A 20,327-nucleotide genomic window follows, 5' to 3' on the forward strand; every position below is an offset into this window, starting at 1 on the left:
CGCATGCGCGCGCTCCACTACCGCCGGCCGTCGAGAGACTGGCTGGACGGCTTGCCGCTCGGCGACGGCCGGACCGGTGCCATGGTCCTGGCCGCCGCCGACGGCGTCCGCCTGCAGCTCAACGACGGCACCGCGTGGTCCGGTTCGCCGGCCAGCGAGCACCGGCGCGGACGGGTCGACGCGGCCACCGCCGCGGCGGCCCGCATCGAGGCCCGCCGGTCGCTGGCCGCCGGCCGGGCGGTCGCGGCGGAGCGGGCGCTGCAGGCGTTGCAGGCCCGCTACGCCCAGGCGTATCTGCCGTTCGCCGACGTCGAGGTGCGCCATGTGCCGGCCGGCGACGTCGAGCGGACGCTGGATCTCGCCGACGCGGTGCACGTCGCGTCGGCCGGCCGGATCCGGCACGAGACGTTCGTCAGCGCCGCCGACCGGGTTCTGGTGCACCAGCTCACCGCCGCGGAACCGGTCGACCTGACCATCGCCGTCACGACGCCGCTGCGCGAACTCGGCCGGGAGGTGGCCGCCGGCCGAGTCCGGCTGCGGCTGGCGCTGCCCGCCGACGTGGCACCGGGCCACGAACCGGGCGAGCCGCCGCTGCGGTGGCACCTCGAGGGCGTCGACCCGGTGCAGGGCGCGGCGGTCGTGGGGATCGTCCACGACGGCTCGCCCGGCGACGAAGGGCTCGGTGTCCGGGGCGTCCGGTCCCTGCGTCTCGTCGTGGCGACCGCGACGACGTTCACCGCCGCCGGCCGCCCGCCGGACGGCACCGCCGACGACGCGGCCCGTGCCGCCGAGGACCGGGTGGCCGCGGCGCTGTCGCACGACCTCGAGGAGCTGCGCTCGCGCCACGTGGTGGCGCACCGCGAGTTGTACGACCGGACCGCCCTGCATCTGGACGTGCCCGGCGACCCGGCCGGTGCCGTCGCCGGAGTCCTCACCGACCCGGACCGCCGGGTGGCCGAGCTGGGTCCTGACGCCACCGCCGATCCGGCGCTGCTGGAGGCGCTGTTCGACTACGGGCGGTACCTGCTGGTCAGCTCGTCGCGCCCGGGCGGGCTGCCGGCGACGCTGCAGGGCCTGTGGAACGAGCAGCTGCAGCCACCGTGGTCGTCGGCGTACACGCTGAACATCAACACCGAGATGAACTACTGGGCAGCCGGTCCGCTCGGCCTGCCCGAGACCGAGCAGCCGCTGCTGGACCTGGTCGAGGCGCTCGCCGAGCGAGGCGCGGAGACCGCGGCCCGGCTGTACGGTGCCGGCGGCTGGACGACCCACCACAACACCGATGCCTGGGCGTTCACCGCGCCCACCTCGGGAGACGCGTCGTGGTCGCAGTGGCCGACGGGCGGCGCGTGGATGGTGTGCCAACTGGACCGGCGGCGCCGGTTCGGCGCCGCCGACCGGGCCTGGCTGGAGCGGTTCTGGCCGCTCGCCGCCGGTGCCGCCGAATTCGTGCTCGACCTGCTCGAACCGGGCGACGACGGCCACCTCGCGACCTTCCCGTCCACGTCCCCGGAGAACCGCTACGCGACCCCCGACGGCCCGGCCGCCCTGACCACCGGCAGCGGCATGGACCGCGCGCTCGCCGCCGAACTGTTCTCGCTCGTCGGCGACGTCGCCGCCGAGCTCGGCCGCACCGACCACCCCGTCGTCGCCCGGGCCGCGGCCGCCGGGAGGCGGCTACGGCCGCCGGTGGTGAGCGCCGGCGGCACGGTCCAGGAGTGGCACCCGGGTGCGGCGGACGTGGAACCGCATCACCGCCACCTCTCCCACCTGGTGTTCGCCTATCCCGGCGGCACCGAACTCGACGACGAGCTCGCGGCCGCCGTCGCCCGCACCCTCGACGCGCGCGGAGACGACTCGACCGGCTGGTCGCTGGCCTGGAAGCTCGCGCTGCGCGCCCGGCTGCACGACGGCGAACGCTTCGGCGCCCTGCTGCGATACCTGGTGCGTCCGGCCACCGACGGCGCCGCGCACGCCGGCGGGCTCTACGCCAACCTGTTCGCCGCCCATCCTCCGTTCCAGATCGACGGCAACCTCGGGTACACCGCCGCCGTGTGCGAGGCCCTCGTGCAGGGTCACCGGGGCGTCATCGACCTGCTGCCCGGGTGGCCGGCGGCGCTCGGCGCCGGATCGGTGCGCGGGCTCGTCGCCGAGCCGGGCATCAGTGTCGACCTGGCGTGGCACGACGGCGTCCCGGTGACCGTCACCCTGCATGCCCTCGGCCCGCGACAGGCCGGGCCACGGCTGGTGCGCCACGGCGCCACCAGCCGGCTCGTCGACGTCGCCGCCGACCACCCGGTCACCGTCGACTGGGACCGTTCACCCGGCACCACCCCGACTCAGGAGCAGTAGTTGAAGTTCACCGACGGATTCTGGACCCTGCGCCCGGGAGTCGACGCGCTGTACGCCCAGGAGGCGTACGACATCGAACGCCGCGACGACAGCATCGTCGTCTCGGCGCCGACGAAGGTCATCACGCGACGCGGTGACACCCTGAACCGCCCCCTGCTCACCGTCACCCTGTCCAGCCCGTTGGAGGGCGTCGTCCGGGTGCGCGTCGAGCGGCACACCGGCGCGCCCGCCGACCCCGGCTTCGACCTGGTCGGCGCGGTCGAGGGCGCGGGCACCGCCACCGTCGACGAGACCGGCGGGGTGCTGCGCTCCGGCCCGTTGGAGGCCCGGATCGCCCCGGGCGCGCCGTGGGACCTCAGCTTCGCCGCCGACGGGCGGCCGCTGACGCACAGCGGCCCGAAGTCGCTCGGCTTCGTCCGGCTCGCGCCCGGCGCCGCCGTCCCCGCGGAGCCGACCGGCCTCACCGGAGTCACCGGCACCGGGCTGGCGGCGTCGCCGACCTACCTGCACGGCCAGCTCTCCCTCGGCGTCGGCGAACTCGTCTACGGCCTGGGCGAACGGTTCGGCCCTCTGGTCAAGAACGGCCAGACGGTGGACATCTGGAACTCCGACGGCGGCACGTCCAGCGACCAGTCGTACAAGAACGTCCCGTTCTACCTGACCAATCGCGGCTACGGCGTCCTGGTCAACCACCGCGACCACGTCTCGTTCGAGGTCGGGTCCGAGGCGGTCGAGCAGGTGCAGTTCTCCGTCGCCGGTGAGAGCCTGGAGTTCATGGTCGTGTACGGGCCGACGCCGGAGCGCGTCCTGGAGCGCTACACCGCGCTCACCGGCCGCCCCGCCGCCGTCCCGGCGTGGTCCTACGGGCTGTGGCTGTCGACCAGCTTCACCACCGACTACGACGAGGTGACGGTGACGTCGTTCGTCGACGGCATGCGCGAGCGCGACATCCCGCTGAGCGTCTTCCACTTCGACTGCTTCTGGATGCGCGAGTTCAACTGGACCGACTTCGAGTGGGACCCGCGGGTCTTCCCCGACCCCGAGGGCACGCTCAGCCGGCTGCACCAGCGCGGCCTTCGGGTGAGCGCGTGGATCAACCCCTACATCGCCCAGCGCTCGGCCCTGTTCGCCGAGGCCCGCGACCGCGGCTATCTGGTGCGCCGCGCCGACGGCTCGGTCTGGCAGTGGGACATGTGGCAGGCCGGCATGGGCCTGGTCGACTTCACCCACCCGGAGGCGACCCGGTGGTACCAGGAGAAGCTGCGCGGCCTGCTGCGCCAGGGCGTCGACGCGATCAAGACCGACTTCGGCGAGCGTGTCCCCACCGACGTCGTGTGGCACGACGGCTCGCGCCCCGGCGACATGCACAACTGGTACGCCCAGCTGTACAACCGGGCGGTCTTCGACGTCCTCGAGAAGGAACGTGGCGCCGGTGAGGCCGTGGTCTTCGCCCGGGCGGCCACCGCCGGCGGGCAGCGGATGCCGGTGCACTGGGGCGGCGACAACTCCTCGACCTACGAGTCGATGGCCGAGACGCTGCGCGCCGGGCTGTCCTTGGCGCTGAGCGGGTTCGCGCACTGGAGCCACGACGTCGGCGGCTTCGAGGGGATGCCGGACCCGGCGGTGTTCAAGCGGTGGACGGTGTTCGGCCTGCTCTCCAGCCACACGCGGCTGCACGCCTCGACCACCTACCGGGTGCCGTGGCTGTTCGACGAGGCCGAGGGCCGCGACGAGGCGGATCCGCAGAGCGCGGTGTCGGTGATGCGCCGCTTCACCCGGCTCAAGATCGCGCTGATGCCGTACCTGTTCCAGGCCGGCCTGGACGCGACCCGGACCGGGCTGCCGGTGCTGCGGCCGATGCAGCTGGCCTTCCCCGGCGACCCCGCGGTGGAGCATCTGGACCGGCAGTACCTGCTGGGTCCGGACCTGCTGGTCGCGCCGGTCTTCAGCACCGACGGCGCCGTCGACTTCTACCTGCCGCCGGGCCGGTGGACCCACCTGCTGACGGGTGAGTCCGTCGAGGGCGGCGGCTGGCAGCGCGAGGTGCACGCGTTCGACAGCCTTCCGCTCTACGTCCGGCCGGGAGCGGTGATCCCGTTCGGGCCGAGCGAGGAACGTCCCGACGTGGAGTACACCGACGGGCTGACGCTGCGGGTCTTCCCCGGCCCGGACGGCGACAGCGAGCTGCACGTCACCACGCCCACCGGCCGGGAGGCGCGCTTCCTCGTCGCCCGCCGCGGCGGGACCGTCCGGATCGCCTCGTCCGACCTGGCAGAGTTCACCGCACGGACCCCCGGCGGTACCACCGTGTCGACCAGCACCGGAGAACTGGAGATCGCCGCATGAGCACCGACGCCGCCGACTACCGCGACTCCGGGCTCGTCTTCCCGGACGGCTTCGTCTTCGGCTCCGCGACCGCGTCGTACCAGGTGGAGGGCGCGGCCGAGGAGGACGGCCGCGGACCGTCGATCTGGGACACGTTCAGCAGGATCCCCGGCAAGGTGTGGAACGGCGACACCGGCGACGTGGCCGTGGACCACTACCACCGTCTCGACGCCGACCTCGACCTCATGCGCGGCCTCGGGCTGCAGGCGTACCGGTTCTCCGTCGCCTGGCCGCGCATCCAGCCGGGTGGGTCCGGTCCGGTAAACCCGAAGGGCCTGGACTTCTACTCCCGGCTCGTCGACGGGCTGCTGGAGCGGGGAATCGCGCCCGTCGTCACGCTCTACCACTGGGATCTGCCGCAGCCACTGGAGGACGCCGGCGGCTGGCCGGCTCGTGACACCGCGTACCGCTTCGCCGAGTACGCCGCTCACGTCGGCGCCGCCCTCGGCGACCGCGTCGACACCTGGACGACCCTCAACGAGCCGTGGTGCTCGGCCTACCTCGGGTACGGCTCCGGAGCGCACGCACCGGGCCGCACCGACGGCGCCGACGCCCTGCGCGCGGTGCATCACCTCAACCTGGGCCACGGCCTGGCGCTGCGGGAGCTGCGCGAGGTCGTGACCAAGGACGACGCCCGGTTCTCCGTCACCCTCAACTTCCACGTGCTGCGTGGCGTCGACGGGACCGCGCACGAGGCGAAGCGCCGCATCGACGCGCTGGCCAATCGTGCCTTCACCGGCCCGATGCTGCGGGGGGCCTACCCGGCCGACCTCGTCACGGACACCGCGTCCGTCACCGACTGGTCGTTCGTCCAGGACGACGACCTGGCCGCGGTGCACCAGCCGATCGACCTGCTCGGGGTGAACTACTACTCCACCGCGACGGTGCGGGTCTGGGACGGCACCGGCCCACGGCAGACCAACGACGGACACAAGGACATGGGCGGCTCGCCCTGGCCTGGCGCCGACGACATCGAGTTCCTCGAACAGCCCGGGCCGTACACGGCGATGGGCTGGAACATCGCCCCCGAGGGTCTCGAGGAGCTGCTGGTCTCGCTGTCCGAGCAGTTCCCCGGCCTGCCGCTGATGGTCACCGAGAACGGCGCCGCGTTCGACGACGTCGTCGTGGACGGCCGGATCCACGACGTCGACCGCACCGACTACCTGCGCCGGCACTTCGCCGCCGCGCACCGGGCCCTGCACCGCGGCGTCGACCTGCGCGGTTACCAGGTGTGGTCGCTGTTCGACAACTTCGAGTGGGGCTACGGGTACTCGAAGCGGTTCGGCATCGTCCGGGTCGACTACGACACCCTGGAGCGGCTGCCCAAGGACAGCGCGTACTGGTACGCCGAACTGGTCCGCACCCGGACCATACCGCCGGTCCCGGGTCTGGCCATCTGACGCCGGGCCCTTTCCGCAGGTCGCGGCGAGGGATCACCACTCACGGATCTCCCTGCCGCCGCACAGCGGGGCGGGCAGGTGCGTCCGGTCGAGGCCGCGGCGGAGCCAGATCGGATGGCCACAGACGGTCGCGAACCTGATGTAGTCCGTGGCGAGGGCCTCTGCAACGTGGTGGCGGGCGTCCAGTCCCCATATCTGCAGGTCGTCCCACCCGACGACCCAGGTCGGGGCGCGCTTCGGATCGGTCAGTGTCGCGGCGAGCAGATCGAGCCGAGGATCGAGCGTCCGGATCGGGAGGCTCCATGCGTACGGATAGCCGGGGCGAAGTCCCGAGGCGTCGATGAGGTTCGCGTGGGTGTAGAGGACCACCAGGGAGTCTCCCGGCTCCGAGGACCGCGCCAGCCATTCGCCGGTGGCCCGCACGGCGTTCTCCTTGGTCACCTGAACGGCGGCGGCGGGAGAGACGCCCAGGGTCACGATGACGGGCGCGATGACGAACAGCCGCACCAGCCACCGGCCGCTGCCCGGCTGGACCGCGAGCACCCCGGCCGCCAGCGTCAGCATGGGGGCGAGGCCGATGAGGTAGTGAGGCGAGTAGTTGCCGCCGAGGATCACGCCCGCGATCTCGACGAGTCCGGCGGCCATGCACGCCAGGAACAGGGGCGAGCGCCGGCTGATGTATCGGCCCCCTGCGACGACAAGGGCGATCGCGAGGGTCGCGATGCCGCTCAGCAGCGCGATCCCCAGCAGCCCGCGCATGCGGCCGTCCGGCGCGAACTGTGACCAGCGGGCGATCACGCCCGAGGCGTCCACCCTGAATCCGTACATGGCGTAGACGAGGTCGCCGAGACCGGTGTGGGCGTACGCCCAACCGGCGGCGACCAGCGCCGGCAGCGCGAATCCGGCCGCCGCGCAGCCTCCGAGCGCCAGGAGCCGGCGGCGGCGCTCGCGAACGATCAGGCCCTCGGCGAGTCCGAGCACGAGGAGGAACACGGCCGCGTCCACGAAGTTCTGCTTCGTCAGCACGGCCATGGAGGCGGCTGCCCCGGCGAGCACACCGAGGCGCAGGGCGGCCGCGCGGGAGGGCCGGCGGCGAACCGCGTGGATCCACGCGGCCACGCTGATCATGGTCCAGGTCGCCGCCACCAGTTCGCCGTTCAGCGCGAAGGTCTGCGTCACCGGGGTGTTCATCAGGAAGAACGCCGTCCCGGCCGACCACGCCGCGGCACGCGTACCGCGGGCGGCCCACCCGGCCCAGCCCGCGGCCAGAACGAATCCCGTCGCCATGAGGCCCGCGACGATGCGAACTCCGTGGGGGCCCAGGAGGTTCGCGACCCAGAAGACGGCGATCAGGCCCGGCGGCCGGTCGACCCACTGCGGACCGTAGAGGTGATCGCCGCCGCTGCCCCACCAGCGCGCCACCATCGCGAAGCCGCCCTCGTCGGACAGCAGCGGGCCGTTCACGTAGAGGAGGTGCAGGGCGAGAGTGAGCAGCGCGAGCGCGATCGTCGGGCCGGCCGGGTGCCTGAGGCCGGCGACCCGCCCCGACAGGATCCGGCCGGCGGCCCTGAGTGCGACACCCGGTGTCGTCGTGGACGAGCCGGCGGCACGATCAGTGAACACGATCGGCACGAGTCGACGATAAGCAGGAACACGCCCGCTGAGACGGCTGGAGGACCTCCGATCTTCGTTGTTCTCTGTCAGGCCGTGCTGCCGCCCGTGGCGCTCTGGGCGATGGCGAGGAACCGGATCGGGGTCTCCAGCAGCTCCTGCGGGCCGTGGGGTCCTTCGCCGTCGATGAGCAGAGAGTCGCCGGGGGAGAGGGTGTACTCGTACGGCCCGTGGCTGTAGATCATGCGGCCTTCGAGCATGTACAGGAACTCGCTGCCGGGGTGCTGGAAGAGCGGGAACGTGTCGGACTTGCGGGTGAGCGTGACCAGGGTCGGCTCGAGCGCCCCCGGGACCCGGCGCAGGGCGCCGAGAAGCTGGTACTCGTGGCCGAGCCGGGTGCCGCTGCGGACGGTGGCGGCGCCCTGGCCGGCCCGGGTGAAGACCGCCTCGCGCTCGCTGTCGGCGCCGCGGAACAGCGACGTGACGGGGATGGCCAGGCCCTCCGCGAGCCGCTGCAGCGAGGTGAGGCTGGCCGACGTCTGCGCGGCCTCGATCTTGGAGATCATCGCCTTCGACAGGCCGGTCCGCGCCGCCAGTTCGCTGGTGGTCAGGCCGGCGGCCTGCCGGTAGTGGCGCAGCTGGACGGCGATGACGTCCTCGAGCCGGCGGGTGCCGGGCTCGGCCGCGCCGGACGGGGTGGTGGTCACGGCGGCGAGCCTAACCGGCGGAACCGGCGCGGGGTGTCGCGTCCGGCGGCGAGGTCGGCCGCGAGCTCGCCGACGAGCGGCGCGAACTTGGCCCCGTGACCCGAGCAGGCCGACACCATGACGACGTCGCCGACGCGGTCGAGGACGAAGTCCGCATCGGGCGTGGACGTGTAGAGGCAGGTGGTGGCGGCGTAGGGCTCGGGTGGGACCCCGGGGAGGAAGCGCCGGACGTAGTCGACGAGGCGCCGCCGCGCCGCAGGGTCGACGACGCCGTCGCGGGTGGTCGCGGTGACCGGTCGTCCGGCGTCGTGCTCGGCGATCTTGAAGCCGTGATGGCCGGCGTCGCGGCCACCGGGCAGCGCGTAGACGTCGAGCTCGTCCTTGTGCACCCACACCGGCCAGTCCGCGGGTGCGTCGCCGGGGAACGGGAAGTGGACGACGCTCTGTTGGGTGACGCGCAGGTCGGGCAGGGCGGCGCGCACCGGGGCCAGCTCGGCCGCACGGACCAGCTCCGGCAGCCACGGCCCGGCGCACAGGACCAGCAGCTCGCACTCGACCGGCTCGCCGCCGTCCCGCGGGGTGAGCCGCCAGCCAGCACCGCCGCCGCGTCGCTCGAGGCCCGCCAGCCGCCAGCCGGTGCGCACCTGGGCCCCGGCGGCGCCCGCGAGCGAGACCATCGCCGTGACCGCCGCCGCGGCGTCGACCACGCCGGCGCCGGGCTGGTAGAGGACGTCGGTGCCGAAGGCCAGCTGCGGCCAGCGCTCGCCGGCCGCGGCCGCGGGCAGCAGCTCGTACTCCAGGCCGGCGGTGTCCAGCGCCGCCGCGATCGCGGGCAGGTCGCGGCCGGCGCCGGTGTCGAGGCCCCCGGTGGTCCGCAACAGGCCGGCGCCCGCGGCCGCCGACAGCTCCCGCCAGCCGGCCAGCGCCCGCACCGTGAGCGCGACGTACTCGGGGTCGGGGTAGGCGTGCCGGAAGATGCGGGCACTGCCGTGCGAGCTGCCGCCGTCGTGCGCGGGCGTGCGGGCCTCCAGCAGGACGGTCTCGACCCCGCTCGCGGCCAGCCGCCAGGTGGCCGAGGCGCCGGCCAGACCGGCGCCGACCACCGCGCAGCGGGCGGAGATCACGGCGCTCCCGGGATCCAGCCGGTGCCGGCCAGCGGGACCCGTGCCATGGCCGCCGCCTCCATCGTCAGCGCCACCAGGTCCTCCGGCTCCAGGTGGTGCAGGTGCGACTTCCCGCAGGCCCGGGCGATCGTCTGCGCCTCCATCGTCAGCACCCGCAGGTAATTGGCGACCCGCCGGCCGCCCTCGACCGGGTCCAGCCGGGCGGTCAGCTCCGGATCCTGGGTGCTGATGCCGGCCGGGTCGCGGCCGTCCTGGAAGTCGTCGTAGTAGCCGGGCGCCGAGCCGAGCTGCTCGTAGTCGGCCGCGTACCGCGGGTGGTTGTCGCCCAGCGCGATGAGCGCGGCGGTTCCGACGGAGACCGCGTCGGCGCCCAGGGCGATGGCCTTCGCGACGTCGGCGCCGGTCCGGATGCCGCCCGACACGACGAGCTGGACCTCGCGGTGCACCCCCAGCTCGTCGAGGGCGTCGACGGCGGGCCGGATCGCGGCGAGCGTCGGGATGCCGACGTGCTCGATGAACACCTCCTGCGTCGCGGCGGTGCCGCCCTGCATGCCGTCGAGGACGACGGCGTCGGCGCCGGCCTTCACCGCCAGCGCGGTGTCGTAGTACGGGCGGGAGGCGCCGATCTTGACGAGGACCGGGATCCGCCGGTCGGTCACCTCGCGCAGCTCCTCGATCTTGATCGCGAGGTCGTCCGGGCCGGTCCAGTCCGGGTGCCGCGACGGCGAGCGCTGGTCGATGCCGGCCGGCAGCGTGCGCATCGTCGCGACCCGTTCGCTGATCTTCCGCCCGAGCAGCATCCCGCCGCCGCCCGGCTTCGCGCCCTGCCCGAGGACCACCTCGATGGCGTCGGCGCGGCGCAGGTCGTCCGGGTTCATGCCGTAGCGCGACGGCAGGTACTGGTAGATCAGCGAGTCCGAGTGCTCGCGCTCCTCCGGTGTCATGCCGCCGTCGCCGGTCGTGGTGCTGGTTCCGACGGCGCTGGCGCCCCGGCCGAGTGCCTCCTTCGCCGGCGCCGACAGCGCGCCGAAGCTCATGCCGGCGATGGTGACGGGGACGTCCAGCCGCAGCGGCGTCGCACCGTGCCGGCCGCCGAGCGTGACGTCGGTGCCGCACCGCTCGCGATAGCCCTCCAACGGGTAGCGGGACATGCTCGCGCCCAGGAACAGCAGGTCGTCGAAGTGCGGCAGGGGCCGCTTGGCGCCCCAGCCGCGGATCCGGTAGGCGCCGGTGTCGGCGGCGCGCTGGATCGCGGCGATCGCGTGCCGGTCGAACGTCGCGGACTCGCGCAGCTGCATGGTCACCCGTTTCTCAGTAGGCCGCGTGGTTCGCGGAGTCGAAGTGGTAGAGCCGCCGAGCCGAGCCGTACCGGCGGAACAGCGCGGGGTCGTCGTCGCGACCGGCTCGCGCGAGCAGACCGGCCAGCTCGGCCCGGTGCTCGTCGCGCATCGGCTTCTCGACGCAGTCGGTGCCCAGCGAGGCGACCGCGCCGCGGACGTAGAGGCGCGCCTCGTAGATCGAGTCGCCCAGCGAGTGGCCGGCGTCGCCGCACACGACGATGCGGCCGCTCTGCGCCATGAACGCGCTCATGTGCCCCACACTCCCGCCCACCACGACGTCGGCGCCGCGCAGCGCGATGCCGCAGCGGGCGCCGGTGTCGCCGTCGACCACCACCAGGCCGCCGCAGCCGGAGGCCGCGACGGACTGCGACGCCGACCCCGTGACGCGGACCGACCCGGACATGACGTTCTCCGCCAGCCCGGTGCCGGCGTTGCCGCGTACGAGCACGTCGGCCTGCTGGTTCATGCCGGCGCAGTAGTAGCCGACCGGCCCGTCGATCTGCACCGCCACGGGCGCGTCGATGCCGACGGCGACGTTGTGCGCACCGGCCGGGTGCGTCACCCGCCACCGTGGCGCCGGGGCCGGCGCGTGCAGTGCGGCGTTCAGCTCGCGGACGGGCGTGGCGGCCAGGTCGACGGTCACGGCGGTCATAGCGGTCGTGGTCAGGACGTCCACGTGTAGACCCTCCCGGGCTCGGGCTCGAAGATGCGCGCCGTCTCGACCGAGGGCAGCTCGGCGAGCGCGCGGTACTCCGACGCGACCGCCACCCAGGCGGGGGTCTCGGCGACGATGGCCGGTTTGCAGGCGATCGGGTCGCGCAGCACGGCCAGGGTGTCCGCGGTGGTCACGACCAGCGTGTAGAAACCGTCGAAGACGGCGACGACCCGATCCAGCGCCTCGGTGAGCGTGTCACCGGCCGTCATCCGGTGCCCGATGAACCGTGCGGCCACCTCGGAGTCGTTCTCGCTGTCGAAATCGACGCCCTGCCGGCGCAGCGTCCGGCGCACGCTGGCGTGGTTGGAGAACGAGCCGTTGTGCACCAGGCAGAGGTCGTCGTCGACGGAGAACGGGTGCGAGCCGGACGCCACCACCGCGGACTCCGTCGCCATGCGCGTGTGCGCGATGGCCTGCGTGCCGCCCATCGCGCCGATGCCGAACGCCTCGGTGAGCTCCTCGGCCAGGCCGACCCCCTTGAGGGTGACGGCGTGCGCGCCGCGGCCGATCCTGGTCAGCTCGGGCGCGGCGGACCGGACGGCGCCGGCGAGTGCCGCCGTCGTGGCGCGGGCCCGCAGCACCGCCGTCGGGCCGAACAGCCGGACGTCCACCTCGCTGCCCAGCGCCGCCGACACCGAGTCCCGCCAGCCGGCCTCGCCGGGATCCAGCACACTCACGGCGCTCCAGCCCGCGGGCAGCAGCTCCGGTGCGTCGTAGACGGCGATGCCGGCCGCATCCGGGCCACGGTCGACCAGCCGGCAGGTCATCTCCGCCATCAGCGCGCCCAGCCGGGGCCGCAGGGCCGGATCGCGCACCTGCAACGCGGCAATGCCACACATCGGCTCGCTCCTTCGTTCGTCAGTGGGCGGTGAGGTAGTGGTCGATCTCCCAGGGCGTGACGGTCTGGTGCCACTCCAGGAACTCGGTCTCCTTGACGTCGGCGTAGTAGGCCCCGACCTCGGCGCCGAACGCCGCGTACAGCAGCGGGTCCGATCGCAGCGCCTCGACCGCGTGCAGCAGGGTCGGCGGCAGCGCGACGGCGTCCTCGGGCACCGCGCCCGGCCCGCACGGGGCACCCGGGTCGGCGCCTCGCCGCACCCCGTCCAGCCCCGCCACGAGCGCCGCCGCGATGGCGAGGTACGGGTTGGCCGACCCGTCGCCGCCGCGCAGCTCGACCCGGTCGCCGTCGGGCACTCGGACGAAGTGGGTGCGGTCGTTGCCGCCGTAGCCGGCCACCCGCGGCGACCACGTGGCGCCTGACGCGCTCGACGTCGCGCCGCGGCGCTTGTAGGAGTTCACCGTCGGCGCCAGGAACGCCGTCAGCGCCGGAGCGTGCTCCAGCACCCCGCCGACGAACCCGTAGGCGACGGGGGAGAGGCCCAGACCGCGGTCGTCGGCGGCCGCGGGGAACAGCGGCTCGTCGCCGCGCCAGAGCGACAGGTGCAGGTGCAGCCCGTTGCCGGTGCGGTCGGCGAACGGCTTGGCCATGAACGTGGCCGTCATGTCCGCCCGCTCGGCCAGCATGTGCACCAGATAGCGCAGCGTGATGACGCGGTCGGCCGTGGTCAGCGGGTCGGCGTAGGTGAAGTTCTGCTCGAACTGCCCCGCGGCGTCCTCGTGGTCGTTGGCGTAGTTGCCCCACCCCAGCCGGTTCATCGCCCGCGACGTCGCGGTCAGGTGGTCGTACATCCGGGTGACGCCTCTGGCGTCGTAGCACGGCCGAGCCGCCGTGTCGCGGACGTCGGCCGTCCGCAGCGAGCCGTCCGCGGCGCGGTCGACCAGGAAGTACTCGACCTCCGCGCCGACCTTCGCGTCGTAGCCGGCGGCCGCGAGCCGCTCCAGCGCCCGCCGCAGGATCACCCGGGGCGCGTACGGCCACGGCTCACCGGCGACGTACGGGTCGCAGTGCACCATCGCCAGACCCGGCCGCAGGAACGTCAGTGGCGTGTACGACGCCGGGTCCGGCCGCACCAGCAGGTCCGGGTCGTGCGCCCGCTGCCCGATCGGCCCGGCCGCGAACCCGGCGAACCCCAGAGCGCCCGCCTCCAGTTCGCCGACCGCTTCGACCGGCACCAGCTTGGCGCACGGTTTGCCGTTCAGGTCCACGAACGTGGCCAGCAGGAACTCGACCCCGTCCGTCTCGGCCGACTCTGCCAACGACGGCGCCGCGGGCGCGATCACGTCCGTGTCGCGCTCGGCCACGTCAGTCATCAGGCCCTCCAATGTGGAACCACAGTAGACGACGTTTCATGGCAGTAGATTGCCGGGAGCGCGATGGCCATAGGTGACACCGAGGTAAATCTCTGTTGCCGGCCGGGAACGCCGGGTGGCTGGGTCCGAGGCCTTGATGTCCGCATACTTGTATGCAAGTATTCAACGCATGGATGGGCGAGTCGGCGAGCCTGGTGCCGCGGAGCATCGGGAGCGGGCCGCCGTGCTGTCGCTGATCGAGCGCTCGGGACGCGGCGGCCGTACGTCGGACAAGGTGTTCGAGCAGCTGCTGGAGGCGGTTCGAAGCCTGCGGCTGCTGCCGGGACAGCCGATCAGCGAGACCGAACTCGCCCGGGAGCTCGGAGTGAGCCGGACCCCGGTGCGGGAGGCGATCACGCGCCTCGCCGAGGCCGGCCTCGTCGACGTCGTGCCGCAGGTGGGCACGACCGTGTCGGTCATCAGCCTGGCCGAGGTGGAGGAGGCGCGGTTCGTCCGCGAGAGCCTCGAGGTCGCCGCCGTCAAGGAGCTGGTGCCGCTGGCGCCCGGCGACGCGGCCGATCTGCGGCAGGTGATCGCCGGGCAGCGGCAGGCTCTCGACGCCGGCGACCCCGAGGGCTTCTTCGAGCTGGACGAGACGCTGCACGCGCGGATCTTCGCGCTGAGCGGCTATCCGGGCGCCTGGACGACGGTGAAGCGGTCGAAGGTCCACCTCGATCGGATGCGACGGCTCGTACTCCCCGACCGCCCGTTCGTCGACGGTGTCCTGACCGAACACGTGGGCATCGTGGACGCGCTCGAGTCCGGCGACCTCGTGGCCGCCGAGGAGCGGGTCCGCGCCCACGCCCGTCGCGTCCCGCTCCTGAAGGCCGAGCTGAAGCGCGAGTTCCCGGGCTACTTCGCATGACCGGCCCGGCGACCGGCGCCGGCCAGGGCGCCGCACCGCTCCTGACACCCGGCACCGTCTTGGGCTTCCTGCGCGAACGGGGAGTGATCGACGGATCGGCCGGCACGGTGAGCGAGCTGAGCGGAGGGGTCTCGTGCGTCGTGCTGCGCGTCGACACGGCCGGACGCTCGGTCGTGGTCAAGCAGGCGCTGCCCCGGCTGCGAGTGCGGGCGGAGTGGACGGCCGAGCGGCGGCGGACGCTCAGCGAAGCGGCGGCGCTGGTGGCGTATCGCGACATCACGCCCGATCGGGTGCCCGAGGTCGTCGAGGTCGACGAGACCCTGATGGCGTTCGTGATGGAGGCCGCGCCGCCCGACGTCGCGAACTGGAAGTCCCTGCTGCTGGCCGACCCGCACGCATCGGCGGGCGACCTCCCCGAGATCCTCGGCCGGACGCTCGGCCGGTGGCACCGCCACACGCGCGGCCACGCGCGGTTGCTGAGCCGGTTCCAGGACGACGAGGCGTTCACCCAGCTGCGGCTGACGCCGTTCCACCACGAGGTGCGGCGGCTCCACCCCGCGGCGGGCGGCGCCCTCGACGCGTGCGTCGACGACCTGACCGGGACGCGCGAATGCCTCGTCCACGGTGACTTCTCACCCAAGAACGTCCTGGTCGGCGACGACCTCTGCTGGGTCGTCGACGCCGAGGTGGCCAAGGCGGGAGCGCCGGTGCTCGACGTGGCGTTCATGATCGCGCACCTGATGCTGAAGTCGGTTCACGCGTCCGCCGCGACCGAGCTCCGTGCGGCGACGCAGCGGTTCGGCGACGCCTATCGCGCGGCAGCCGGCGCGACGACACCGTTGCCGCGGCCGGGCTGGCATGTCGCCGCGCTGTTGCTGGCGCGGGTGGACGGCCGGTCGCCGGTCGACTATCTGTCCGCGGCCGGGCTCGACCAGGTCCGGAGGGCCGCGTTGCGGCTGCTGCAGGGCACGGACGTCTCGATCGCGGACGTCTGGGACGCACTCGTCAGGGAGGGGCGATGACCCGTATCGATCGAGTGGTGGCCTGGGAGGCGCTGGATTCGCGAGCCCGGCCGACCGTGGCCTGCCGGGTGTCGCTGTCGGACGGCTCGTCCGGCCGGGCGGTGGTCCCGTCGGGTGCGTCGACGGGGTCGTACGAGGCGTTCGAGTTGCGCGACGGTGGCGACCGCTATTTCGGTATGGGGGTGCGCCGCGCGGTGGAGCACGTGAACACCACCCTGGCCGACGCGGTGACCGGGGTCGACGCGGCCGAGCCGGACGCCGTCGACCTCGTCCTCGAGGAGCTCGACGGCGACAGCCGTTACGCCCGCCTCGGTGGCAACGCGGTGCTGGCGGTGTCGGTGGCCGCCGGCCGCGCAGCCGCGGCGGCCGCGGGCGTGTCGCTGGCGCGCCGGCTGCACGGCCCCGGGGCGCTGCCACTGCCGATGCCGATGATCAACATCATCTCCGGCGGGGCGCACGCGGGGCGGGCCATCGACATCCAGGACCTCCTCGTCGTCCCAGTCGGTGCGGACTCCTTCGCGCAAGCGCTGGAATGGTGCGCCCGGGTCCGGGAGGAGGCGCGACGCCTGGCCCTGGCCGACGGCCACGCCGCCGCGGTGCTGGTCGCCGACGAGGGCGGCCTCGGCGTGCCCGTCGGCGGCAACGCCGACGCACTGGAACTGCTCACCCGTGCCATCGAGGCCGCCGGTCTCACGCCGGGAGCGCAGCTGGCGGTGGCGATCGACGTCGCGGCCAACCAGCTGTGGACCGGTGACGGCTACGAGCTGGCCGCCGAGGGGCGCGCCCTGACCGCCGGCGAGTTGGTCGACGAGATCGCCGGCTGGGTCGCGCGCCACCCGGTCGTGTCGGTCGAGGACGTGCTGCGCGAGGACGACTGGGAGGGCTGGGCGATGGCGACCGAGCGGCTGGCGGGCGTCCAGGTGGTCGGTGACGACCTGTTCGCGACCGATCACTCCCGGCTGGCCGAGGGCACGCGACGGCAGGCGGCCAACGCCGTCCTGGTCAAGGTGAACCAGAACGGCACGCTGCGGGGCGCCCGCGGGGTGCTCGAGTCGGCGCGGCGCGCCGGGTGGGCGACCGTGGTCTCGGCCAGGTCCGGCGACACCGAGGACGACTGGCTGGCCGATCTCGCCGTCGGCTGGGGAGCCGGCCAGATCAAGGTGGGGTCCCTGCACCGGTCCGAGCGCTGTGCCAAGTGGAACCGGCTGCTGGAGCTGGAGGCCACCGCCGACACCGTGTTCCGCAATCCCTGGCGAGAGGTGACGTGATGAGCAGGTTCGCCGGCCGAACGGTCGTGGTCACCGGCGCGGCGTCCGGTATCGGGTTCGAGATGGCTCGCCTGTTCGTCGCGGAGGGCGCCGTGGTCTTCGCGGCGGACCGCACGAGCGACGCCCGGCCCGAGGGGACGCACCCGGTCCAGCTCGACGTGACGGACGAGGCCGCGGTGCGTGACCTCATGGACACGGTGGTCGCCGGCACCGGCCGTCTCGACGTGCTGTGTAACAACGCCGGCATCGGATCGACCGCCGACCCGGTCTCGTGCACGGCCGACGAGTGGCGCCGCGTGTTCGACGTCAACGCTCTCGGGGTGTTCCTGTGCACCAAGTACGCGTTGCCGCCGATGCTGGCCGCCGGCCGCGGGTCGATCGTCAACACCGCCTCGGCCGCGGCGTCGGCCGGGCTGAAGGACCGCGCCGCCTACTGCGCGAGCAAGGGCGCCGTCGTCTCGTTCACCCGTGCCGTCGCCGTGCAGTACGCCGGCACCGGGGTGCGCTGCAACTCCGTGTCGCCGGGGACGGTGGACTCGCCCTGGGTGGCGCGGCTGCTCGCACAGGCGCCCGACGCTGCCGCGGCGCACGCGCAGCTGACGGCGCGGCAGCCGATGGGCCGGCTCGGGCAGCCGGCCGAGGTCGCCAGGGCGGCGCTCTATCTGGCGTCGGACGACGCCGACTACGTCACCGGCACCGACCTCGTGATCGACGGCGGTCTGCTCGCCGGCTGACGCCGGCAGCGGTGATGACATGACCGAGCTGGTGTGTGTCGGGACGTTCACCCCGGCGGCGGGTGGCGAGGGCACGGGCGTGCACGTGTTCACGCGCGACGCCCGGACCGGGGGACTGACCGGCGTCGGACGTCCGGCGGCGGCGGACGCGCCGACCTTCCTCGCCGCCGGGCCGGGCGGGCGGGTGCTCTACGCGCTCGACGGCTGGGCGGACGGGGGTGTCCGGGCCTTCGCGGTCGCACGCTCGGGCGCGCTGCGTGATCTCGGTGTGCGGCCGGCCGGCGGCGCCGTCCCGTGCCACCTCACGGTCACTCCGGACGGACGGTACGTGCTCGTGGCCCACTACGGATCGGGCTCGGTCAGCGTCCACCGGCTGAGTCCTCAGGGTCAGGTGGGGGAGCGCACCGACCTGGTCTCCTTCGAGGGATCGGGTCCCGACGCCGATCGTCAGGACCGCGCGCACGTCCACCAGGTCTCGGCAGGGCCGGGCGGCACGGTACGGGTGACGGACCTCGGTGCCGACGCCATCCGGGTATTCAGGCTGCACCGGGGCCGGCTCCTGCCGGGGCCGGTGGCCGCGGCCCGGCCGGGCAGCGGACCGCGGCACCTCGCCGTCCACCGCGACGGGCGGCTGCTGGTCACCAACGAGCTGGACTCCACGGTCAGCGTCTTCGCCGAGGACGCGACCGGCGAGCTGCGCGAGCGGGCCACGCTGCCGTCGACGCTCTCGCCGCCCCGGGAACGCAACTATCCGAGCGAGATCACCATCGCGCCGGACGGCCGGTTCGCCTACGTCGCGAACCGCGGCGCGAACACCGTGACGACGTTCGGCATCGGCGCCACGACGGTCGAGCCGGTGGCGGAAACGCCGGTGGAGGGGGAGTGGCCACGCCACCTCACTCGCATCGGTGATCACCTCTACGTCGCCAACGAGCGCTCGCATGCGGTCACGATCTTCGCCGTCGACTCTCGAACCGGTGTTCCGCAGTTCACCGGCCGCGCGGCCGGCGTGGCGAGCCCGGCCTGCGTCGTCCCCGTCAGCCGGCGCCGAACACCGTCGAGGTGAACGACGGGTTCGCGATCAGCAGCCCGCCGTCGAGGACGATCGAGGAGCCCGTCATCCAGGCGGCCTCGCCGGAGACCAGGAACGCGACGACGCCGGCGATCTCCTCGGGCCGGCCCAGGCGACCCAGCGGGAAGGAGGCGCGAAGCTTCTCGAACACGTCGGGGTCGCGGTCGATGCGTTCCTGCCACGCGGGCGTCGCCACCGTCCCGAGCACCAGCGCGTTCGCCCGGATGCCGTCGCGGCCGTGCCGGGCGGCCACCGACCGGACGAGTGACTCCAGGCCCGCCTTGGCCGCGGAGTACGCGGGGTTCCCGAAGTCCGCGTGCGCGTTGACGGACGAGATCGCGACGATCGCTCCCGAGCCCCCGGTCCGCATCGCGGCGACGGCGGCGCCGAGGAGGCCAACGTTGGCGGTCAGGTTGACCTCGATGTCGTCGCTCCAGAGTTCCTCGTCACCCTGATCGAGGTCGCCGTCGGTCGCCTTGCCGGCGTTGGCCACGACGATGTCCAGTCGCCCGTATCGCTCTACGGCGGTCTCGACGAGCCGCCGCCCGGCGCCGCGTTCGCGCAGGTCGAGCGGCACCCGGGTGACGCGGGCGGCGTCGTCTTCCGCGGCCGGGAAGGCCCGGTCCGTCGCCACCACGGCGGCGCCCTCGTCGAGCAGACGGCGCACGATGGCCGATCCGATGTGGCCGGCCGCGCCGGTGACGACCGCGACGCTGCTCGTCAGCCGCGGGTCGGTTCGCGTCGTGCTCACGGTGGGACCTCTCCCGGTGCTCAGAGCACGCCGTACGTGTCGAGGGCCTCGACCACCGGCATGCCGTTCTCGATCGCCTTGCGGACGACGTTCTCCGTGCTCGCCTTCTCCAGCGCCCGCTCGATCACCTCGGCCTCGACGTCGGCGGGGACGACCACGACGCCGTCGATGTCGCCGACCACGATGTCGCCCGGCGCGATCGCCACGCCGCCGATCTCGACCGGCACGCGGTAGTCGATCGCCGCGAGGCGGACCGCGGAGTCCTGGGCGAACGCGCCGCGGCTGAATACGGGCCAGCGCTGGTCGAGGACCTTCGTGGTGTCGCGGTGGTAGCCGTCGACGACGGCGCCGGCCGCGCCCCGGGTGCGGGCGGCGGCCGTGAGCAGCTCGCCCCAGTAGGCGCACCTCATGGTGCCGCCGCAGGCCAGGTACACCTCGTCCGGCTCGAGCTGGTCCAGCGACTCGGCGAGCAGGCCGAACGGTGGCCGCTGCGGACCGTGGACGTCGGCGTTCAGCACGGGCATCGCCCGGCCGGCGAGCTTCGCGCCCGGCTCCAGCGGACGTATCCCCGGGGGCAGCACCTGGTGGACGCGTCCGAGCGCGTCCAGGACGTCGCCGACGACCGAGGTGTTGAGCCGTTCCCGGACCAGAGCCAGGACGTCGGCGTCCAATGCCGTGGAACCCATCGCGTTGCCTCTCGCCGTAGTCCCATTCATCCTATAAATGGGATC

General features: G+C 73.6%; 17 protein-coding genes. 8 read left to right on the top strand and 9 right to left on the bottom strand.

What is annotated here, in order from left to right:
• The first annotated feature begins 3 nt into the window (after positions 1-3).
• From DZA62_RS18375 to DZA62_RS18385, 3 genes are read left to right on the top strand one after another with little or no spacing between them, the layout of a single operon-like run.
• On the top strand, positions 4-2,352 hold the full coding sequence (locus DZA62_RS18375) for a glycosyl hydrolase family 95 catalytic domain-containing protein (RefSeq protein ID WP_116950377.1): 2,349 nt from the start codon (positions 4-6) through the stop codon (positions 2,350-2,352).
• Positions 2,353-4,698 carry an alpha-xylosidase gene (yicI, locus tag DZA62_RS18380; protein WP_116950378.1) on the top strand — a complete coding sequence of 782 codons (2,346 nt, stop codon included), beginning with the start codon at positions 2,353-2,355 and terminating at the stop codon, positions 4,696-4,698. It begins immediately after the preceding gene.
• Entirely contained in the window at positions 4,695-6,137 is a 1,443-nt protein-coding gene (locus DZA62_RS18385) for a GH1 family beta-glucosidase (RefSeq protein WP_116950379.1), read from the top strand. Before yicI ends, DZA62_RS18385 begins: the two co-directional genes overlap by 4 nt.
• Positions 6,138-6,170: 33 nt before the next feature.
• Here the strand turns inward: DZA62_RS18385 and DZA62_RS18390 are convergent, their stop codons facing one another.
• The 7 genes from DZA62_RS18390 to glnT all read right to left on the bottom strand — a co-directional run bounded on the left by DZA62_RS18390 (position 6,171) and on the right by glnT (position 13,845).
• On the bottom strand, positions 6,171-7,769 hold the full coding sequence (locus DZA62_RS18390) for a hypothetical protein (RefSeq protein ID WP_116950380.1): 1,599 nt from the start codon (positions 7,767-7,769) through the stop codon (positions 6,171-6,173).
• Positions 7,770-7,837: 68 nt separating this feature from the next.
• Entirely contained in the window at positions 7,838-8,455 is a 618-nt protein-coding gene (locus tag DZA62_RS18395) for a helix-turn-helix domain-containing protein (protein ID WP_116950381.1), read from the bottom strand.
• Entirely contained in the window at positions 8,452-9,579 is a 1,128-nt protein-coding gene (locus tag DZA62_RS18400; RefSeq protein WP_198663926.1) for an FAD-dependent oxidoreductase, read from the bottom strand. The genes DZA62_RS18395 and DZA62_RS18400 overlap by 4 nt, the downstream gene beginning before the upstream one ends.
• Positions 9,576-10,877 carry an FMN-binding glutamate synthase family protein gene (locus DZA62_RS18405; protein ID WP_116950594.1) on the bottom strand — a complete coding sequence of 434 codons (1,302 nt, stop codon included), beginning with the start codon at positions 10,875-10,877 and terminating at the stop codon, positions 9,576-9,578. The genes DZA62_RS18400 and DZA62_RS18405 overlap by 4 nt, the downstream gene beginning before the upstream one ends.
• 13 nt (positions 10,878-10,890) lie before the next feature.
• On the bottom strand, positions 10,891-11,571 hold the full coding sequence (locus DZA62_RS18410) for a glutamate synthase (protein ID WP_116950595.1): 681 nt from the start codon (positions 11,569-11,571) through the stop codon (positions 10,891-10,893).
• A gap of 11 nt (positions 11,572-11,582) precedes the next feature.
• Entirely contained in the window at positions 11,583-12,473 is an 891-nt protein-coding gene (locus DZA62_RS18415) for a class II glutamine amidotransferase domain-containing protein (RefSeq protein ID WP_116950382.1), read from the bottom strand.
• Positions 12,474-12,492: 19 nt separating this feature from the next.
• Positions 12,493-13,845, bottom strand: a complete 1,353-nt coding sequence (glnT, locus tag DZA62_RS18420) for a type III glutamate--ammonia ligase (RefSeq protein ID WP_116950383.1) — start codon at positions 13,843-13,845, stop codon at positions 12,493-12,495.
• Between the two features lie 169 nt (positions 13,846-14,014).
• On the opposite strand from glnT, the gene DZA62_RS18425 reads away from it, so the two are divergent.
• From DZA62_RS18425 to DZA62_RS18445, 5 genes are read left to right on the top strand one after another with little or no spacing between them, the layout of a single operon-like run.
• Entirely contained in the window at positions 14,015-14,749 is a 735-nt protein-coding gene (locus DZA62_RS18425) for a GntR family transcriptional regulator (protein ID WP_198663927.1), read from the top strand.
• Positions 14,746-15,771: a phosphotransferase gene (locus DZA62_RS18430; RefSeq protein ID WP_116950385.1), complete on the top strand. Its 1,026-nt coding sequence runs from the start codon at positions 14,746-14,748 to the stop codon at positions 15,769-15,771. Before DZA62_RS18425 ends, DZA62_RS18430 begins: the two co-directional genes overlap by 4 nt.
• On the top strand, positions 15,768-17,039 hold the full coding sequence (eno, locus tag DZA62_RS18435) for a phosphopyruvate hydratase (protein WP_116950386.1): 1,272 nt from the start codon (positions 15,768-15,770) through the stop codon (positions 17,037-17,039). The genes DZA62_RS18430 and eno overlap by 4 nt, the downstream gene beginning before the upstream one ends.
• Positions 17,039-17,773: an SDR family NAD(P)-dependent oxidoreductase gene (locus DZA62_RS18440; protein WP_198663928.1), complete on the top strand. Its 735-nt coding sequence runs from the start codon at positions 17,039-17,041 to the stop codon at positions 17,771-17,773. The genes eno and DZA62_RS18440 overlap by 1 nt, the downstream gene beginning before the upstream one ends.
• A gap of 19 nt (positions 17,774-17,792) precedes the next feature.
• Positions 17,793-18,839 (top strand): lactonase family protein, encoded by a 1,047-nt coding sequence (locus DZA62_RS18445; protein ID WP_116950388.1) that lies wholly within the window; start codon positions 17,793-17,795, stop codon positions 18,837-18,839.
• On the opposite strand, the gene DZA62_RS18450 is transcribed toward DZA62_RS18445, so the two are convergent.
• Both DZA62_RS18450 and DZA62_RS18455 read right to left on the bottom strand, forming a co-directional pair.
• Entirely contained in the window at positions 18,811-19,596 is a 786-nt protein-coding gene (locus DZA62_RS18450) for an SDR family NAD(P)-dependent oxidoreductase (RefSeq protein WP_157987754.1), read from the bottom strand. The two genes, DZA62_RS18445 and DZA62_RS18450, sit on opposite strands and share 29 nt — an antisense overlap.
• A 20-nt stretch (positions 19,597-19,616) precedes the next feature.
• Entirely contained in the window at positions 19,617-20,312 is a 696-nt protein-coding gene (locus DZA62_RS18455) for an RraA family protein (RefSeq protein WP_198663929.1), read from the bottom strand.
• Between the last annotated feature and the right edge of the window lie 15 nt (positions 20,313-20,327).

The sequence above is a fragment of the Jiangella endophytica genome (genome assembly GCF_003427025.1).
Lineage (GTDB): Bacteria > Actinomycetota > Actinomycetes > Jiangellales > Jiangellaceae > Jiangella > Jiangella endophytica.